10 protein-coding genes are annotated in these 18,012 nt (G+C 44.7%); 5 read left to right on the top strand and 5 right to left on the bottom strand.

All coding sequences use genetic code 11. From position 1 onward, the window contains the following. Positions 1-30: 30 nt before the first annotated feature. From NLZ44_RS12400 to NLZ44_RS12390, 3 genes are all read left to right on the top strand, one after another. Entirely contained in the window at positions 31-1,122 is a 1,092-nt protein-coding gene (locus NLZ44_RS12400; protein WP_493749979.1) for a geranylgeranyl reductase family protein, read from the top strand. A 577-nt stretch (positions 1,123-1,699) separates the two neighbouring features. Continuing rightward, entirely contained in the window at positions 1,700-4,003 is a 2,304-nt protein-coding gene (locus tag NLZ44_RS12395; RefSeq protein WP_493749978.1) for a GAF domain-containing sensor histidine kinase, read from the top strand. A gap of 36 nt (positions 4,004-4,039) precedes the next feature. Beyond that, positions 4,040-4,387: a c-type cytochrome gene (locus NLZ44_RS12390; protein ID WP_493749977.1), complete on the top strand. Its 348-nt coding sequence runs from the start codon at positions 4,040-4,042 to the stop codon at positions 4,385-4,387. Between the two features lie 14 nt (positions 4,388-4,401). Here the strand turns inward: NLZ44_RS12390 and NLZ44_RS12385 are convergent, their stop codons facing one another. From NLZ44_RS12385 to NLZ44_RS12370, 4 genes are all read right to left on the bottom strand, one after another. Beyond that, positions 4,402-5,700: a TldD/PmbA family protein gene (locus NLZ44_RS12385; RefSeq protein ID WP_493749976.1), complete on the bottom strand. Its 1,299-nt coding sequence runs from the start codon at positions 5,698-5,700 to the stop codon at positions 4,402-4,404. 98 nt (positions 5,701-5,798) lie between these two features. After that, positions 5,799-6,701: a heterocyst differentiation master regulator HetR gene (gene hetR, locus NLZ44_RS12380; RefSeq protein ID WP_493749975.1), complete on the bottom strand. Its 903-nt coding sequence runs from the start codon at positions 6,699-6,701 to the stop codon at positions 5,799-5,801. A gap of 467 nt (positions 6,702-7,168) precedes the next feature. Next, a complete protein-coding gene (locus tag NLZ44_RS12375; protein WP_493749974.1) occupies positions 7,169-7,423 on the bottom strand; it encodes a hypothetical protein in 255 nt (84 codons plus the stop codon). A 298-nt stretch (positions 7,424-7,721) separates the two neighbouring features. Then, positions 7,722-9,530, bottom strand: a complete 1,809-nt coding sequence (locus tag NLZ44_RS12370) for an FAD-dependent oxidoreductase (RefSeq protein WP_493749973.1) — start codon at positions 9,528-9,530, stop codon at positions 7,722-7,724. Positions 9,531-9,611: 81 nt separating this feature from the next. Between NLZ44_RS12370 and NLZ44_RS12365 the strand changes: the two genes are divergently transcribed. Together NLZ44_RS12365 and NLZ44_RS12360 are read left to right on the top strand one after the other, a co-directional pair. Beyond that, entirely contained in the window at positions 9,612-11,177 is a 1,566-nt protein-coding gene (locus NLZ44_RS12365; protein ID WP_493749972.1) for an SLBB domain-containing protein, read from the top strand. A 53-nt stretch (positions 11,178-11,230) separates the two neighbouring features. Next, positions 11,231-13,456, top strand: coding sequence for a polysaccharide biosynthesis tyrosine autokinase (locus NLZ44_RS12360; protein WP_493749971.1), 2,226 nt, complete (start codon positions 11,231-11,233; stop codon positions 13,454-13,456). A gap of 391 nt (positions 13,457-13,847) precedes the next feature. Here the strand turns inward: NLZ44_RS12360 and NLZ44_RS12355 are convergent, their stop codons facing one another. Then, entirely contained in the window at positions 13,848-17,687 is a 3,840-nt protein-coding gene (locus NLZ44_RS12355) for a bifunctional diguanylate cyclase/phosphodiesterase (RefSeq protein ID WP_493749970.1), read from the bottom strand. Positions 17,688-18,012: the final 325 nt, after the last annotated feature.

Here is an 18,012-nt window from a genome sequence, read left to right as displayed (position 1 = left end):
GATGTAAACAAAGGTTAATCACGGAAATTTATGTTTGACTGTATCATTGTTGGAGCAGGTCCCGCTGGTGGGGCGGCCGCTTATCATCTCGCTAAACGCGGGCGCAATCCTCTGGTGGTCGAAAAAAACTCCTGGCCGCGAAATAAACCCTGTGGTGGTGGGGTTTCTCCAGCGATCGCCGCCTGGTTTGATTTTGATTTTACTCCCGCCATATCCACTACTGTTGATAAAATCCGTTACACTTTCAAACTGGCTGACCCCGCAGAAACTGCTATATCAAAACCTATGTGGATGGTCCGCCGAGATGTGTTTGATGCTTTCCTTATCCAGCAGGCTCAAGATCAAGGCGCGAGTTTCCAACCTAATACCGAAGTTACTGCTATTCAGTTTAAAGGCGACAGTTGGCAATTAACTACTGCTAATGGTGAAACCCTCACAGGTCGATATCTGATTGCAGCAGATGGCGCAAAAGGCCCTGTGGCTTCATGGTTACGCCTCAAACAGTCTAATCCCCGACTGGCTATGGTCACGGAAGCTACTCAATTATCAGATGTGCCAACTTTTGAATTTGGTATGGTGAAAAATGGCAGTCTGTGGGGGTTTCCCAAGGCTGATGGTTACACGGTTAGCGCTGCTACTTTCCGGGGAAAAGAACCTAAAAATTTGAGCCAAGATTTGAGCCAATACCTGAAAGCCTTGGGGCTAAATCCTAATTCCCCTATTGTTGAACATCCTTTGCGACTTTGGGATGGCGATCGCACCCTTCATAGTCAAAATGCTCTCATCGCCGGAGAGGCTGCTAGTATTGTTGACCCCCTCTCTGGGGAAGGTATCCGCCCCGCTATTTTTACCGGGATGAAAGCCGCAGAGGCGATCGATATGGCGATCGGTGGTGACCAAAGCGCACTCGAAAAATATACCCAAATTATCCGAACCGAATGGGGCGTAGATATGGTTTGGGCTTCACGGTTGGCTGGTGTCTTCTACAGTTTCCCTGGTATTGGTTACAAGGCGGCCGTTAAAGTTCCTGCTGCTACTGAGTTGATGACTAAAATCCTCTGTGGCGACCTTCGCTATGGTGATGTGGCTGGTCGCGCTATCAAGAAATTGAGTCCTTTCTGATTTTCACCCGGAATCAGTTTTGTTGATTTAGGGGTTGTGCTAAACCCCCACAAGTCTCTCCCAGGGGGCTTATTTTCAAAAAAAAAATTTTTCGCCGCCCCCCGCCCTAAGGGTTGACAAGCACCGGGAACTAATGGTAGTATGTTTATGTACAGCTAGATAATAGAAATCTATCCACAAATAATAAAATTGTCAATATTCCCATTATCTAAAAGTATACCAGAAGCCGACCGAAAAGACAAGCACCCCCCAGCAAAAAAATTTTTCGCAACACAACTTAACAATTTGTTACAATACTTAACATAACCCTAATCATAGAGTTATCGATTGTGGATGGTTGAGGTTAAGGTAAAATAATGAAGTTCCCTGGCCAGGTATTGAACGGGAATCTCTCATTGTTTTGTTAGAATAACTACAATCGACATATCGTAGCAGCCACCAATGTTCTGAAAAGAGCAGCAATTTTCAATCACCAAAGCAGACTAAATATCTGTGAAAAATAGTAAAACCTAATTTAGCATTGTAGTTAAATAGAGGGAATCTTAGCCCGATTCTCGACCCCCCAATCAGGAAACTTATGTATACCGTGGACACTGCACAAGACCTTAAATATCAACTTGATCATCAAGTTTTGCTACGTCGAATCATTAGTCGGATTCGGCAATCGCTAGAACTTCCAGAAATTCTGAAAGCCACAGCGGCGGAAGTCCGTTCATTTTTAGGAACAGACCGGATTATGATCTATAGATTTGATCAAGATGCGAGTGGTGAAGTAGTGGCGGAGTCGATTTATGACGATCGCCTTCCTTCTTTGCTAGGGTTGCATTTTCCGGCGGATGATATTCCCCAAGAAGCACGCGATCGCTATGTAAAACTTCGGCAGCGAACCATAGTTAATGTGAACTCTGGAACCATAAGTATAAGTCCCCTAGACTCTCCAGAAACGGGGGAACCGCTACCGACGACAGAAATCAAATCGAGATCTGTAGATCCTTGTCATATCAGTTATCTGACGGCGATGGGAGTGCAGTCTTCGGTAGTTGTACCGATTCTGTACTCGGGGCAAAACCATGATAAATCCCGATCTGGTCAGTTTTCAACCTCATCAAATCAATTGTGGGGGTTATTGGTTTCTCACCACTCTGAGCCCCGGGAAACTTCCCCATTAGAATTGCAGATTTTGCAATTAGTTGTCGATCAGATGACCATAGCCATTGGTCAAGCTGATATGCTGGCTAAAACCCGTAAACAGGCGATGTTAGAAGCTGCTATTAATAAGGTAGCTTCTCTCCTACATGAACAACCGACGATTGAGTTACAAGCGGCTTTAGAGGCGACTGTGGAGGACTTCCAAGGTTCAGGAGGGCGACTATATATCCAATCTCATCCTGAAAAGACCCCGGAGGTGTTTTATTGTGGTGAACAGCCGACGATGCCTTCATGGGAAACCAAATCAATCATGGAAGAACATCCCCTCTGGCAAAAGTGGCTCCGAGAGGGGTTTAAGTGTAACAGTGGTAGGCGATCGCTTGATAGTTGTAGGGGGAATATTTGGGCGATTACAGATTTATATAGAGAATCAGAACTGCGAATTTTTACCCCAGCTTTTCAAGCTACGGCCATTCGGGGTTTGTTAGTATTTCCGATTCAATACCGCCATAATAACCTGGGATGTCTAACTATTTTTCGTAATGAAATTGACACAGAAACCATCTGGGCGGGACGTTTTGATCCTAGTTTAAAACAAATGATGCCCAGACAATCATTTGAAGTGTGGCGGGAGTTCAAACAAGGTCAAGCCCAACCTTGGACAGCGGATGAAATCAGCTTAGGTCAAGCATTAGGGAAACATTTTTCCATGGCTATTCAACAATATCTGCTGTATCGAGAGGTTCAAGAATTAAACAGTACTCTAGAACAACAGGTACAGCAGCGGACTATTGAACTCAAAAGGTCTTTAGATAATGAACAAGCGAAAACGGAACAGCTAGAAAAGACTCTGGATGAACTGAAACGTACCCAAAGCCAACTTATTCAAACGGAAAAAATGTCAGGTCTGGGTCAGTTGGTGGCTGGAGTCGCTCACGAAATTAATAATCCGATTAACTTTATTTTTGGGAATTTAAGCTATGTGAACGAGTATAGCGATAGTTTACTTAAACTCATCCTCCTTTACCATCAATACTATCCCGAAAGACACCCGGAGATTGAAAGCTATGAAACGGAAATCGAATTAGATTTTCTTCAGGAAGACTTACCGAAAATTCTGGCATCAATGCAGATAGGATCCCAAAGAATTCGCCAACTGGTGTTATCACTGCGGAATTTTTCCCGTCTTGAGCAAGCCGATCGCAAATCAGTTGATATTCACGAGGGTATTGATAGCACTCTGTTAATTCTGCAACATCGTCTCAAGCCTAGACCTCATCATCCCACCATTGAAATCGTGAAAAATTATGGTGATATTCCGCCTGTAGAATGCTATGCGGGATTACTTAATCAGGTGTTTATGAATCTGCTAAGTAATGCGATAGATGCTATGGAATCTCATATTAAAGAACATCCAGAGGATAATTTTTCACCCCAAATCATGATTAGCACTGCTTTAATTCCTGATATCGATAATGGTAAAAATTGCTTGCAAATTTCCATAGCTGACAACGGTCCGGGAATCCCGTCAAATATTCAATCTCATATCTTTGACCCTTTCTTTACGACTAAACCGGTAGGATTAGGTACAGGTTTAGGTTTGTCTATCAGCTATCAAATTGTGGTAGAAAAACACCAAGGTAAAATCAACTGTTGTTCAGAACCTGGTCAAGGTACAGAGTTTAGGATTACCATTCCGGCTTATAATATACCTACAACCGAGTCTAAGTAAGTCTCAGGAATACGAGAAAGCGATTAACAAAAATTGATGATCATGAGAAATCTGTTAACTATTTTACTGCTGAGTGTTAGTTTATTGTGGGGTTGTTGGACACCAAAGGCGATCGCAGATAATCTGAATATTGAGAAGGGGGGGGAAATTTTTAGCGTCCACTGTGTGGGCTGTCATGCTGGTGGTGGTAACATTATTAGGCGGGGTAAAAATCTGAAACAGCGGGCTCTCGAACGGAATGGCTACGACTCAATAGAGGCGATCGCAGAAATTGTGGCTAATGGTAAAAGCAATATGTCGGCTTATTCTGACCGTCTGAGTGTCTCAGAAATTAAACAGGTCGCCGCCTATGTCTTAGACCAAGCCGAGAAAAATTGGCGTTAATCAAATGTTGATGATTAACTTCTGGCGGTAACAGATAACCCTTCGACAATCAGAGATGGAGTATAAATGGAACCATTCCAGTTACCATCTCCTCCCACACTAACCACTTGTTTTAAGGCGGTGTAGACATTTCCGGAAACCATGGTATTTTTAACCCGACCGACAACCTGACCATTTTCAATGCGATATCCCAGATCGACATTAACGGAAAATTCCCCAGTAATTCCGGCACCAGATCCTAACATCTGATCAATAATTAGACCGTGGTCTAGCTGTTTAATTAAGTCTTGCATAGAGTCGCGTCCCGGTTCAATTAACAAATTGAATAATCCGGGGGTGGGATAACTATTTAAATCAGCTCGAAACCCGTTCCCGGTAGTACCACTACCGAGGGTGCGCCCAGTGGTTAAATCAGTATAAAATAGCTTGAGTATGCCATCTTGAATAAAGACAATGGGGCGAGTGGGGATTCCCTCATCATCAAAGGGGCAGCTAAACGGCCCTAGGGCGGGTTTCTGAGAGAGGGTAAGGGAGGTAGACACAACTTGAGTTCCGAGGCGATCGCTCCACGGAGAAGACCGTTCTAGGACTTGTTTACCATTGAGGGCGGCGGAAACCGTACCCCATAACATATCTGCTGCTTTAGCGGTAAATAAAATGGGGACACGCCCGACCAAGGGGGGTGCATTGTCTCTAGCCCATTCCAGCCGTTGAAGAATGCGTTGGCTCAATAACTGTGGTTCAAGGCTACCCCGTTGAGTCTGACCGTCGGAAATGTAGAGAAAATCACTGTCGCGCACCCATTCGGTTTCTAAATAAGCGCTGAGGGTTGTATCAGTGTGGCTACAATCAAGACCTCTGGAATTAATCAGGCGGGTTGATTCTACTTCACAATCCCATTCTCCTGAACAGATAATATCTGGGTGGATATCTCGAATGCAGCTAATAGTCTCTTTTCCCCAAGCCATAAGCTGTTCTACTTCCATAGAATTTCCGATCGCCGGATAGTGATTTCGGGAAGTATCATCGGCTATGGTAATAGTTTCGGGGTCATTAAGGGCTGATAGGGCGATCGCTCGCTCTACTAACTTTTGAGGGGGTACTGCACCGTGGGCGACAGCCAATCCGGGGCGGCCATCGCGCCACAATCGCAGAACAATTCCCTCTGATTCAATGCGTTCGATTTGTTTGAGTCGGTTAGCTTCAAAAAAGAGGGGGCGAGCTTGGGACGTAGCTCGGAATACCTCTGCCACTTCTGCTCCGGCTTTTGCCGCCAACTCCAGAAGCTGTTCGGCTATCTGGTCATGGGTCATGGATGGTCGATTCTGCCATAGCTTTCACATCGTTACATCCTACCCTGTGGCGAGCCATAAAAAACGGCTATTTTCCAGAGAGATTAGCAAAGGGGGAATTAGTCGGTCTCCTGGGGTCCAAAGACCATTTGCAGGACCATGGGTTCACCTCCGATCTCATGATAGCGATCGGCCCACTGGCGAATAATCTCATCTAACTCTTCTAAAGCCGACTCAATGCGATCGCTGGGAATATCCAATTCTTCCAAAACCCGCATTACCTTGGGCTGACGTTCCGCCCAGTCCCTCATTAAACGGAAATACCTCGCCGTATCTTCCACCATAATATAGGTGCGTTCTTCCTGATCTTCGGGAGAATAGGAAGCGCGGGTCAGAGCATAGAAAGGCATCCCCCAAGGAGAGTCAATTTTCGTCACCGTACCAGAGTAGATCAAGCGCCGTTTAATATGTTCTGTTAAGGCTTCACTTAATGGCATCCGTCTATTAGGTTCGATGTCTTCTTGGGAACGTCTATGAAGAAACTCGATCAATTCCATAAACTGAAAAGAATTGATCAATTGAGCGTCGGGTAAATACTTGGGTAAACGACTTTCAATTACCCGTTTTTCTTCTTGAGTTAAACTCGTGCCTGGGACTCTGGCTTTTCCCGGTTGCCAGGGGTACTGCTCTAACCACACATAGGGAAACTGAATCAGATAACGAGGTTCCGTAGAACCCAACATTTTTAAGAGTTTCCCTTCCGTCAGAGCTTCCCGCACTTCCTCAACAATCACTTTCACCCGTTTGGGTTCAATATGATGTAGGTGTCCAGTCATGCGGAGGTTTTCACCCTGCTCTATATAAGTTGTATAGATGGCACATTTAGCTGCAGTTGCCGCCGCATCTAAAAAAGCCCCATGTCTATGGCCGCTGGTTCTCATGGCGCTAAAAGCCAAATAAAGCATGATCTGATCCATGGCACTGGGGCTAAGGCTTTTAATCAGATCTGTATCTTTTTTCATGACAATCCCTGGAATTTCATAAATAATATATGGGATGAATGGTATCATCCCCCATTAGTGAGAATGGATGATCTTACCCAGATCTATTGCTGAGTAAATAAATAAACGACTGGAGACCGCGCAGTTTCTATCCCTGATGCTAGTATGGGTCTGCCACGGGGACTTCTGACCGGGCGCAACCTATTTGATTAGACAACTGACCTGGCCTTTCCTCAATTGGTAATATAGTAGTTTGGATGCACCCTCGGCACTCAGGGCTTTCCAATTGAGATTAGTTTGGTTGAGATATCGTTATTATACACACAAAACCGCCCAACATCCATAAACTAATGGAAATGTTCGGCAGTTGTGGTCTTTATAGATTGGTTGTATTTGTTGACAAATACTCGGATTGATGCTTTAAGAATTGTTGGGGCTAAAACATGACACTAAAAGGAGATTTTTCTACCGGAATCATCCGTCATTGATTAGCGGCCACTGCCACGATGGGGAAACAACGATTCTGATTGAGATTGATTATTGAATGTCTCAGCAAATCCCCGTCGGGGTGTTCCTTCCCACGGACTGCGGGAGCCATGATGTCCCGTTTGCGCTGATAACATATATTGATTAGTCATGGATTCTAATTGCTGTGTGCTTGGGCCTAGTTCCATAGCTTGGGCGGCACTGCTCATGCCTAACAACAGCAACATAGAAAAGCCAAAAGTAGGGTTGAGTTTCATAGAAATGTCCGTATTAAAGCGTCCATTTCCTGATACCAACCCAATAGGCCTACATCAGGATAATCTCAAGGATAATCTGATAATTTTTCGGTTTAACACTTGTGGCGCTGCCATCTACGGCTAGGGGTTGACAGTTATGGGGCGGTTATGATACTATATTTATATTATAGGTTATAATTTAAATTTTCCTAAAATAAATAAAATTGTCAATACTACCATTATCATATAGACTAGCACGGGGCGATCGCTTTTGTCAACCCCCCCAGTCATAAAAGGCGATTTTTTGTTGTTACAAAACTTAACATAACTCTTTGATGACTTCGACGAGTAGCCAGCGACCGGAGGAGTTGTGTCGTCCGCCAACAGTGATGGGGGTAGCGGTAGGTATGGTTTGTAATTGTTGATTAATGTGTGGGTGGAGGGTAACGAGACTCCAGACCTGACCGAGGAGTGAGTGAGGTTGAGAGAGGGTGAGGGAATATTCGTGGTCTGGGTGGCGGTGAAATTGTCCGCTAAATTCTGATAATGAGGGTGATATTAATTGTGTCGGGTTGGGGTCGGGTGGGGGAACTTCACCAGTTATGGGATAGGCTTGTGGGTGGTCTAAATAGTATTGTTGCCATTTTAGCCAATCAGCGCGATCGCCTGTAAGGTTAAACAGGGGAATAATGGCGGCGGGGGCTATGGGGTCAGTTAATAGTGCTTGTTGAAGCTCGCGCACTGATAGCATTCGGGGAGATATGCGCTGTTGGACAGATAAAGCCGCAGCCATTCCCGCCGCCTGTCCGATACCCAAAACCACAGGTTGTAGACGGGTAGCACCATTAGCGATATGGGAAACGGAAATATTTTTCTCAGCCACAATTAAGCCCTCTGTAGTTTCTGGAATTAGGGTACTATAGGGGATGGTAAAGGGGGTTCCCGTCCAGCGACCTCCCCAGCGTAAGAGTTTAAGTTTAACGGGTAGTAACCCGGCGCTGTAGTGATGATCATTGGGATAGTTACCAATGGCGATCGCCTCACATTGTCCATTGTGGTCTATAGGTAAGGCGGCGACGCGACCTCCTGAGACAGGTAAAATATGATTTTCTGTAATCGTTTGGACTCCACACAGACGGCGACTTTCTCGGTAGTAGGGATGAATAGCAAAAGCGCCAAGTTGCTGAGGAGTTAAGCCTAGGTCAGTTTTCCCAGCTGACATGGTATGGGGAAATATGCTCTCAGCCAAGCCGTAGCGCCTTCCTAGGTGCTGTTGAATGAAGGCGGCGAAGTTCAGACTATGCTGTAGACTCTCCCGCCAGAATGCCTGTTTTTGTGGCGCTGAAGCAATCAAACGATCCAATCCTACCCCATAATCATTGCCTTTATGGGGCCAGTTTATCATAATTAACCCTCCAGGTAGGCGACCATAGTTGAGGAATTGTTGGGGGTCGTAGCCATCCCAAGCGCCCTGAAATTTGCTAAAATCAGCTTCTGGGGTAGGTTTAATGGCTGGGGCTTGTGTTTCGCCAAAATCCTGTAATAATACTACCCAGGTGGGGTCTTGTACTGGACAATTATGGGTAAATTGGCTAGATTGAATTGGGGCGCTAGGTTCTTGCCATTGCTGTTGCCATTCCCAACCCCAGCGATAGGGAATTTCACCTTGAGCTAAAATATCTCCTAATTCTGTGGCATCAATGGTAACCTGGGCATTAATGGTAAAATCTTTGAATCTCACCCCAGTAATGCGATCGCCTTTCCGCAATACTTCTAGGGGTGCATATCCAGAAATCCAATGTAGATTTTTTTGGGATTTTACCCAGTCTGACCAAATTTGCGCGCCTATGCGGGGGTCATAATTAAAAAAACTAACCCATCCCCAGTCTAAACCCGTGGGTTGTTTTTGTCTAAGTTCTCTTAAAAAAGCACCCCATAGACCCGTCTGAAAGGCTACTAATTCGTTACCGTCTGGTGCGGCTACTCCGGCGGCGGTTAACATTCCTCCTAACCAGGAAAATTCACTCACTAAAATAGTATCAGCCCCACAGCGGGAACTCTGGAGGGCGGCGGCAGTTCCCCCAGTACCTCCACCGACTACTAAAACATCTGTGTTCAATTGTTCCATCAATCCCGGCAATTGTCAATCACAGAATATAGTTATAACACAATTCGGCGATTCTGAAAATAGGCGGATAATTTTATTGAAATGGACAATATCATCAAAGATAATCCAATTCTCAAAAACGGGCTGATTTATACAACCCAAAAAATATGTTTTTTCCGATTCAAAGTCAACTGTTGTGTGGGTTTAACATGGCTGTTGATGTCTCTCCCGGCTGGGGGGGAGTTTTTACCACCGCCACCAATGCCGACAATTAATCATGGTAATAATGGGGCTAACAATTTGTCTCCCCTGGTGGTGGGGGAATATATTTTAGGGGTGGGTGATACGATAGAAATTGATATTTTCAATGTTCCCGAATATAGTGGCGAAAGAGGTCGTCATCATGTGTCAGTAGATGGAAATTTAAACCTCCCTTTAATTGGGAGAGTTACGGTTCAGGGAATGACAATTAATCAAGTTTCTGAACTGCTAAAAGAACGATATGGGGAATATTTACAACGACCACTGATTACGGTAAAATTATTAGAGAGGAGACCTGTTCAAGTAGCGATCGCTGGAGAAGTTAAGAGACCCGGTTCTTATATGGTATCGGGTAATTCCCAGAGTCAAAATATGGGAGGTGTTTCTAATGCTGCTACTGTGACCGGGGTTTTGCGAATGGCGGGGGGAATAACTACTAGCGCCGATATTCGCCAGGTAAAAATCCGTCGTCCTGGGGGGGGAGGTGAGGAGACTATTGTTAATCTTGATTTGTGGGAACTTCTCCAAAATGGTGATCTGAGTCAAGATATAGCCCTGAGAGATGGAGATAGGATATATATTCCAACTGTTACAAATATTAATCGCCACGAAGCGCGTCAGTTGTCTAGTGCTAATTTTGCTAGTAATGCTGACGGACCGATTAATGTGGCGGTGGTGGGGGAGGTGAACCGACCAGGAACCCATCTCCTTAGCATTGACACCATGGCTGGGACTGAGGGGGAAAATGTATCGGAGTGGCGAGGTATAGCTGGAGTTGATCTGGTTGGGGTGTATACAGTCACCAGGGCTATTAAAGCGGCGGGGGGAATTACACCGGAAGCAAATATTCGAGAAATTCAGGTGCGGCGCATTAGTCGTACAGGGACGGAACAAACTGTTATGGTTGACCTATGGAAACTTCTACAAGAGGGAGATCTTCAGGAGGATATTGCTTTACAAGGGGGGGATACAATTATTGTGCCTAAAGGGGGGACTGTAGATGCTACAGTTTCTGGTAATGTGGCAACAGCTAGTTTTTCTCCGGGTATAATGCGTGTTAGTGTGGTGGGGGAGGTTCTACAACCGGGGACGATTACTGTACCCCCCAACAGTTCCCTAAATCAGGTGATTCTGGCTGCGGGAGGTTTGAAACGGGGTCAGGCTGACTCCAATGGGGTAGAACTAATCCGTATATCTCCGGATGGGACTGTTTCTCGCCGGGTGATCTCGGTTAATCTATCGGATGATGTGAATGAGGCTAATAATCCGGTTCTGAGAAATAACGATGTAGTTATGGTGAACCGTTCAGGGGGTGCGGCTTTTCGGGAGGGGGTGGGTACGGTTTTTAATACTTTAAATCCGATTAGTAATTTTTTGGGTTTGCTGAGGTTTATAAGTATCTTTTAACCAAAAGTCATTTTCTGGTTATTTAGCGCACGAGAATAGAGGAGTAAGGTAATATGAAGAAGGCTAGACGTTCTCAGTTTTCGATGATTTATACCCGGAGTTCATCTAGGGAGGGTATGGGATTTTCTCCCTGGTATCACGGAGATTTGGAATCGAGAAATGTTGAGATTGTTGGGGCTCAACCGAGGGGAATATTGGCGAAAATTGCGGATCTGTTTTGTCGTCGCTGGTTGGTGGTTGTGGGGGTGGCGGCGACAACAGTGACGGGGGTTTATTGGTGGACGGTTGAACAATTACCTGAGTATAGAGGGACGTTTCAACTGTTAATAAGTTCCTCAGATGAATTGGGGGAGTTAGACGAAGCATCTCAGTTGACAATGCTACAGAGTCCCCAGGTTATGGCTGATATTTTGGAGAATATTCAAAGTCGCTATCCCCAGGTTGATTATCGGTTTCTGTTTAATGATAAATCTCCGGGTCGGTTGGAATTGCGAATGCTGGAAGGTGCTAAGATTTTGGAGGTGAGTTATCAAGATAGTGAACCGCAAAAGATCCAGTTTATTCTGGAAGCGATCGCTTCGGGATATCTGGAATATCATCAAGGGTTACAACGTCCGTCGGAAAACAGCCAAAAGCTGGAGATGATTAATCAAAAAATTAATCCCCTAGTTACCCAGGTGAATAACCTCAAACGAGAAATTGTGAATCTCCAGCAGGAACATTTGATGATTACGCCGGAAGTTACCAGCCACCAAATAAGCGATCGCTTAGGGATGATAGAAACCGAAAGACTACAAACTCAAACCCAACTCCAAGAGGAAAAGTCTCGGTATTTAACTCTACAACAACAACTAGGACTCGACCCCCAACAGGCGATGATGGCTTCGGCTTTAACAAATTCTCCTCGCTATCAAACCCTCCTACAAAAACTCTTAGCGGTGGAAACCGAGGTAGCTGTAGAGTCGGCTAGGTTTAAGGAAACATCCCCGCAAATTCAATCTTTATTAGACCAACGCAATCATTTATTACCATTACTCCAAGAAGAGGCGGTGCGGGTTTTGGGTCAAGACTTAACTACTGTAGACCCCAGTATTTTAAGCCACCAAGACTCCCTGCGAATGGGATTAATTCAGCAGATGATGGTAGCAGCACATCAGATAGAAATGCTACAGGTACGCGATCGCGTTTTACAAACAGCAGCGACCAGTTTACAAGAATACTCTCAAAGTTTACCGGAAGTCATCCGCCGCTACAGAGACTTAAATCAGCAGCTAGAAACCGCTACCACCCGACTAAATGACTTATCGGATCGCCAGGCGGACTTAGAATTAACTATAGAACCGCCTGTTAGATCCTGGCAATTAATTGCCCCCCCCATGATTCCTCGCCAAAGATCCGGACAACTGGAGACGGTTTCGCCGAATATTCCCCTAAATCTAGCTTTGGGAGGATTGGCGGGTTTAGGCTTGGGAATGATTATAGCTCAATTGGTCGATCGCCTTAATAATGTGTTCCACAACAGCGAAGAAATAGCGGAGAATACCCCCATTCCGCTGTTAGGGGTAATTCCAGCCAGCGATGATGCTTTGATGCTTCCGGCTAATTCTCGGTTGACTGGGGAGACCGATGTTCTACCAAATTTGTCGATGGTCCCCTGTGGGATATTTCACGAGGCTTTCCGATCGCTTACGGCTAATTTACGCCACTTGGCTACGGAATCACCCATCAACTCCTGTGTGATTAGTTCCGCACGACCTGCAGATGGTAAGTCTACTGTAGCCCTAAATTTAGCGATTGGGGCGGCGGCGATGGGTCAGCGGGTGTTATTGGTAGATGCTGATTTGCGTAACCCCCGTATTCATTCGATGTTGGGGGTGTCTAATTTACAGGGTCTCAGTGATGCGATCGCTGGTAATCTGGAGATCGAGACTTTGATTAGGCGATCGCCATCGGATGAAAATCTGTTTATTTTAACTTCCGGTCCTCTACCTGTTGACCCGACTCGAATGCTGGCTTCTGCGCGAATGCAGGAGGTTATGGCTCAACTGCGCCAACAGTTTGATTTAATTGTCTATGATACCGCTCCCCTGTTGGGTTTGGCTGATGCTAATTTACTCGCCTCCCACACTAATGGGTTGATGATGGTGGTCGGGTTGGGAAAAACTGACCGATCAGCTTTTAATCTGGCTCTGCGAGAGTTGGAAATGGCTGGAGTTCCCGTTTTGGGTATGGTTGCTAATGGCGATCGTCAGGAAACTAATTATTATAGTCAACGCTGAAGTTGAACTACCCGGAAAATGTCGTCTATGCACAAAATGTCGTTTTTGTCAATACCCCTAAAAATGGCCCCCTGATTTTACCCAAAAACTCGTGAATCGCAAATTTAATTTTTTCGGTAGAGAATAACTTTAAGGGCGATAGAATGCGGGTTGTAGCCTCTATTTTTGAATAAAGGCATAGTAACCCCTTGGGTGCGATTTATTTGAGGATACCACAACCCCTATAATCTCGTCAACTATTTGCGAGGGATTTTCAACAAAATTGTAACAATTCTTAACAATATTTTGCTATTTAAATCTATCTTGCCAGACAAATTAGGAAAACTTATGCTATGGACAGGATTTTGATAAGTATCTTCACGGTTGTAGACTATCATCAACCGAGTGTAAATTAACCGTAAAAGAAGCGCGATTTTTCGCTAGAATATGCGATCGCAGAGTTAAGCATCAATTGAGTAGCTTCTTCAGCAGGTAAAGGCTTAGAAAACAAATAACCCTGACCATAATCACAGCCAAGATTGTGCAAAAACTGCATCTGTTGTCGAGTCTCAATACCTTCGGCGGTAACTTCCAGCCCCAAGTTATGAGCGAGGGAAATAATCGCCTTGATAATTTGCTGAGGCTGATTGTATTTATCGATATAATTGCTGGGTTCTTCCTGCAATCGCTGTACAAATGATTTGTCGATTTTCAAACTTTTGAGGGGTAATTGATGCAGATAACTCAAGGAGGAGTATCCCGTCCCAAAATCATCAATAGCTAGGTGAATTTTGCGTGCTTTTAGTTGTGCTAAAGCAATCAAAGCGGTCTGAAAGTTCTCAACTAACATACTTTCGGTAATTTCCAGCTTGAGGCTTTTCGGGTCACAATTAGTTCTGGCTAAGATAGCATCAATTTGTTCTATCAAATTAAGCTGATTGAGTTGTTTACCAGACAGATTGACACTAATGGTTAAGTGAGAATAGACTGATTGCGGAGACCTATCCCAGCTTTTAAGTTGTTGTTTCCAACTACTAAGCTGACGACATGATTCTTCCAGGACCCAAGCGCCTAAAGGAACAATTAGCCCAGTCTCTTCAGCCACAGGGATAAATTCAGCAGGTGACACTAATCCTCGGCGGGGATGTATCCATCGCACCAAGGCTTCAAAACCGACTATCCTACCAGTAATTAAACAGACAATTGGCTGATAGTGAATGATAAAGTCATTTAAACTTGGGAGTTGATTAGGCATGACAGATACATCAGAGATGGCTGAGGCTAACGGGTTGGACTCTGAGTCAGAGATGTGATGGGGTGTAAGATTAAGTTGCTGATATCCAAATATGGCTTTACGCAGATCTGTTTCTAATTGTAGGAGGGTGAGGGTTTTGGTGTGCATTGATAAATCAAAAACTTCTGATCGCGCCTTTCCTTGTTCTTTAGCATGATACATGGCGATATCTGCATCTCGGAGAAAATCTTCGGGATTGTTGTATAATAAGCAGTGGTAGTTGTCGGTCTCTGCTCCTTTTTTAAAGGTGTATCCGCGACTGGGTACAATACCAATACTAGCAGTGGTAAAAATTTCGTGACCTTGGATATAGAAGGGCTGGCTGAGTTCCCGATGAATTTTTTCGGCTAATTCTAGTGCTTGTTTGGGGTCGGAAATGTGATCCATCAAAATGGTAAACTCATCCCCCCCTAATCTGGCGATGGTATCCCTAGGGTTGGTAACACAGACTTCTAGGCGATGAGCAATTTCTATGAGCAAGAAATCACCGATAACATGACCTAAACTGTCGTTAACAACCTTGAACCGATCTAGATCCAAAAAGAGAACCGCGAATTGATAATTAGAGTCCTCTTTAGAAAGCCGTAAGGCTTCGGAGAGTTTTTGGTTGAATAAACTGCGGTTAGGTAGTTCGGTTAAAGGATCATAAAAGGCGGCGTGCAGTAGTTGTGCTTGGGCTTGTTTGCGATCGCTAATATCGCGGATAATGATTTGAATGGCATCACGCCCATGATAATTGGTGGGAATTCCGGCAATTTCTACATCAATAATTTCCTGGTCTAAGCGAATCAATTGTTGTTCAAAAAGCGCCACAGATTGCTGTTTAGCTTCTCCGGTTAATTCTTGGTTAAGAATGACTGCAGTATGATCATAATCCAGAAAATCATAAATAGAACGACCGATGATATCTTCGGTGGTTTTAGCCCCCAACAATTGCAAGCCAGCACGGTTAATATAAACAATTTGGTCATCGCAGTAAATAGCAATGGTGTCGGGGGAGAGTTCTACTAACATTCGATAACGTTCTTCACTTTCTCGCAAGGCTTGTTCAGCCTCTCGTTGTCGCTGTTCAATTTCTTGGGCGGCGAGGAAGTCTCCTAAACCCTGTGCCATCAATTCAATAATTTCGCGATCTTCTGATTGAAAGGGTACAGATCTGGGTGGTTGGTGAACAAAACTAAGTACACCATAAATGCGATCGCCTACCCAAATGGGAGTACCGATATAAGATTCTAATTTAAGTGTCTGGTAGGCTTGGACTTTACTCCATTCGGGGTCAAGACCCGCTTGGGTTTGGGTAACGGTTTCCTGAGTGTGATATGGTTTAGCACAAAAGGTGTCGGCGATGTTCGCAGTTTGACCGATGGTAAATAAGTCGGAGTGGGGATAAACAAATTCTAAGCTATAGACTCCGGCGGAGATTTTACCAATTAAACCTATTGACATTTGCAGCAATTCACACCCGGTCTGTAGATAGTCTTGAAACCTAGCTTCCAGGCTGGGATAAAGACGGGTAGTAATGCGATGTAGTTGTTTAAGTTTGCTGCTAAACTGCGCCAGGGCTTCGGATTTGGATAAGAGGTTAGCTTCCGCCTGTTTGCGATCGCTAATATCGGTTTGAATACCGATAAAATGGGTGAGAAAGCCTTGGTTATTGTAGACGGGAGAAATGGATAATTCATTCCAAAAACTGCTACCGTCTGGGCGATAGTTTTTTAACTCAATATTACATTCTCTGCCTTCTTCAATGGCGCTTCGTAACTCCGCCAAGGCTTTGGGGTCGCTGTCTCGACCTTGCAGAAATCGACAATTGCGACCAATGACTTGATGGCGAGAATAGCCAGTAATTTTCTCAAAGCCTGAGTTAGCAAAAATCACCCGGTTGTCTGAGTCGGTAGCATCGGTGATAATAATACCATTGCGACTGCTATTTATGGCTCTTTCCATCAACTGTAGGCGTTCATCAGCCCGCTGTCTCTCGATCGCCGTAGCGAGAATGTGAGCGATCGCCTCCAAAAAATGTACATCATTTAAGGTAAATTGATGCACTCGCCGCGTATGTACACTCAACACCCCCCAAGGCTTGGAGTTAGCACCTTTAGGTCCGGGAATAATCACACTTAAACCGCTGACAATTTTGTGGTTGTGTAGCAGAGGAGTTCCTGGGAAACGAGTTTCTACTCGCAGATCTTCAACGATTACTGCTTCACCCTGTTGGAGGGTGTAACCTGCCTGGGAATTAGGAGAGGCAGTAATTTGAGCCGACCCCACTAGCCCGGGTTGCCAGCCGATACCCGAACGTAGTAAAAAAGCCTGATGATTGGGCAATAGTTCCCAAACCATGCAGCGACTAATTCTTAATGTTTCTTTGACCTGAGTAATCAACTTGCTCATCAGGGAGTCTAGGTCAGGGCTGGTGAGGGCAATTTGTCCAAATTTGGCGACGGCTGCTTGATAAGTAGCTTCATTTTTGCCCGGGTTGGACTTGGGAAGGTTTACATTGGTGTTGATGTCTGATAGAATTGTCAACACTACAGGTTCAGGGGTTAAGGGTAGCGATCGCATAGATAGGCATACCCAGGCTGTCCGTCTATCTGACCTATCTGACAGGCGGATTTGGATTTCTGCTGAGTCTATGACATTCCCTTGCTCAAACTCTTCCCGAATCTGCTGATAACGGTTAATGGATGTATAAATAAGGGATTCTTGATGTCCGATTAGACTCTCCCTTGAACCCTTCCAGATTTCTAGCCAAGCTGTGTTACAGTAGATAATATTACGATCCGGATCGCTCACTATCGCTGGTTGGGGCAGGGACTCGACCAACATTGACATTATTTCTTGAGGGGTTGGTGACACTTTCTCACTCTCCGAGGAAAATGGTCTTTCATGGCGATCGCTCTGTCCCTTGGGGTCTGTAAATTGATATTCACACGCTTTTTGATGTTGGCCAGCCACTTTGGGAGTCCTGAAAATTATTCAATCAACAACCGCAACAGCAACAGCAACACCTTATGATTACTGAGCCTATGCACAGGTCGTCTAATGGTTCCTATATTACAATTCTACTATTTTTCTGGCAAATAAACTTGGATAGTCCGCAAAATTTAAAAAACTTTAACAGACTGGGGATCAACAGCCCATCTACATAATAAAGGTTAATATAAAGTTGATCTGAGCGAGAATTGTAGTATAATAGTAGCAGACTTATGTTCATAATTGTTATGGTTTAGTAATTATCCTCAATTGTCCTCGGACAATTAGTAGGGTATTTTTCGGCTAT

Source organism: Arthrospira sp. PCC 9901 (assembly GCF_059013425.1).
This window is presented reverse-complemented; position numbering and strand designations above follow the sequence as displayed.

Coding starts and splice junctions, on each gene's coding strand:
- NLZ44_RS12400 (WP_493749979.1), top strand. CDS start 31: ATGTTTGACTGTATCATTGTTGGAGCAGGTCCCGCTGGTGGGGCGGCC.
- NLZ44_RS12395 (WP_493749978.1), top strand. CDS start 1,700: ATGTATACCGTGGACACTGCACAAGACCTTAAATATCAACTTGATCAT.
- NLZ44_RS12390 (WP_493749977.1), top strand. CDS start 4,040: ATGATCATGAGAAATCTGTTAACTATTTTACTGCTGAGTGTTAGTTTA.
- NLZ44_RS12385 (WP_493749976.1), bottom strand. CDS start 5,700: ATGACCCATGACCAGATAGCCGAACAGCTTCTGGAGTTGGCGGCAAAA.
- hetR (WP_493749975.1), bottom strand. CDS start 6,701: ATGAAAAAAGATACAGATCTGATTAAAAGCCTTAGCCCCAGTGCCATG.
- NLZ44_RS12375 (WP_493749974.1), bottom strand. CDS start 7,423: ATGAAACTCAACCCTACTTTTGGCTTTTCTATGTTGCTGTTGTTAGGC.
- NLZ44_RS12370 (WP_493749973.1), bottom strand. CDS start 9,530: ATGGAACAATTGAACACAGATGTTTTAGTAGTCGGTGGAGGTACTGGG.
- NLZ44_RS12365 (WP_493749972.1), top strand. CDS start 9,612: ATGGACAATATCATCAAAGATAATCCAATTCTCAAAAACGGGCTGATT.
- NLZ44_RS12360 (WP_493749971.1), top strand. CDS start 11,231: ATGAAGAAGGCTAGACGTTCTCAGTTTTCGATGATTTATACCCGGAGT.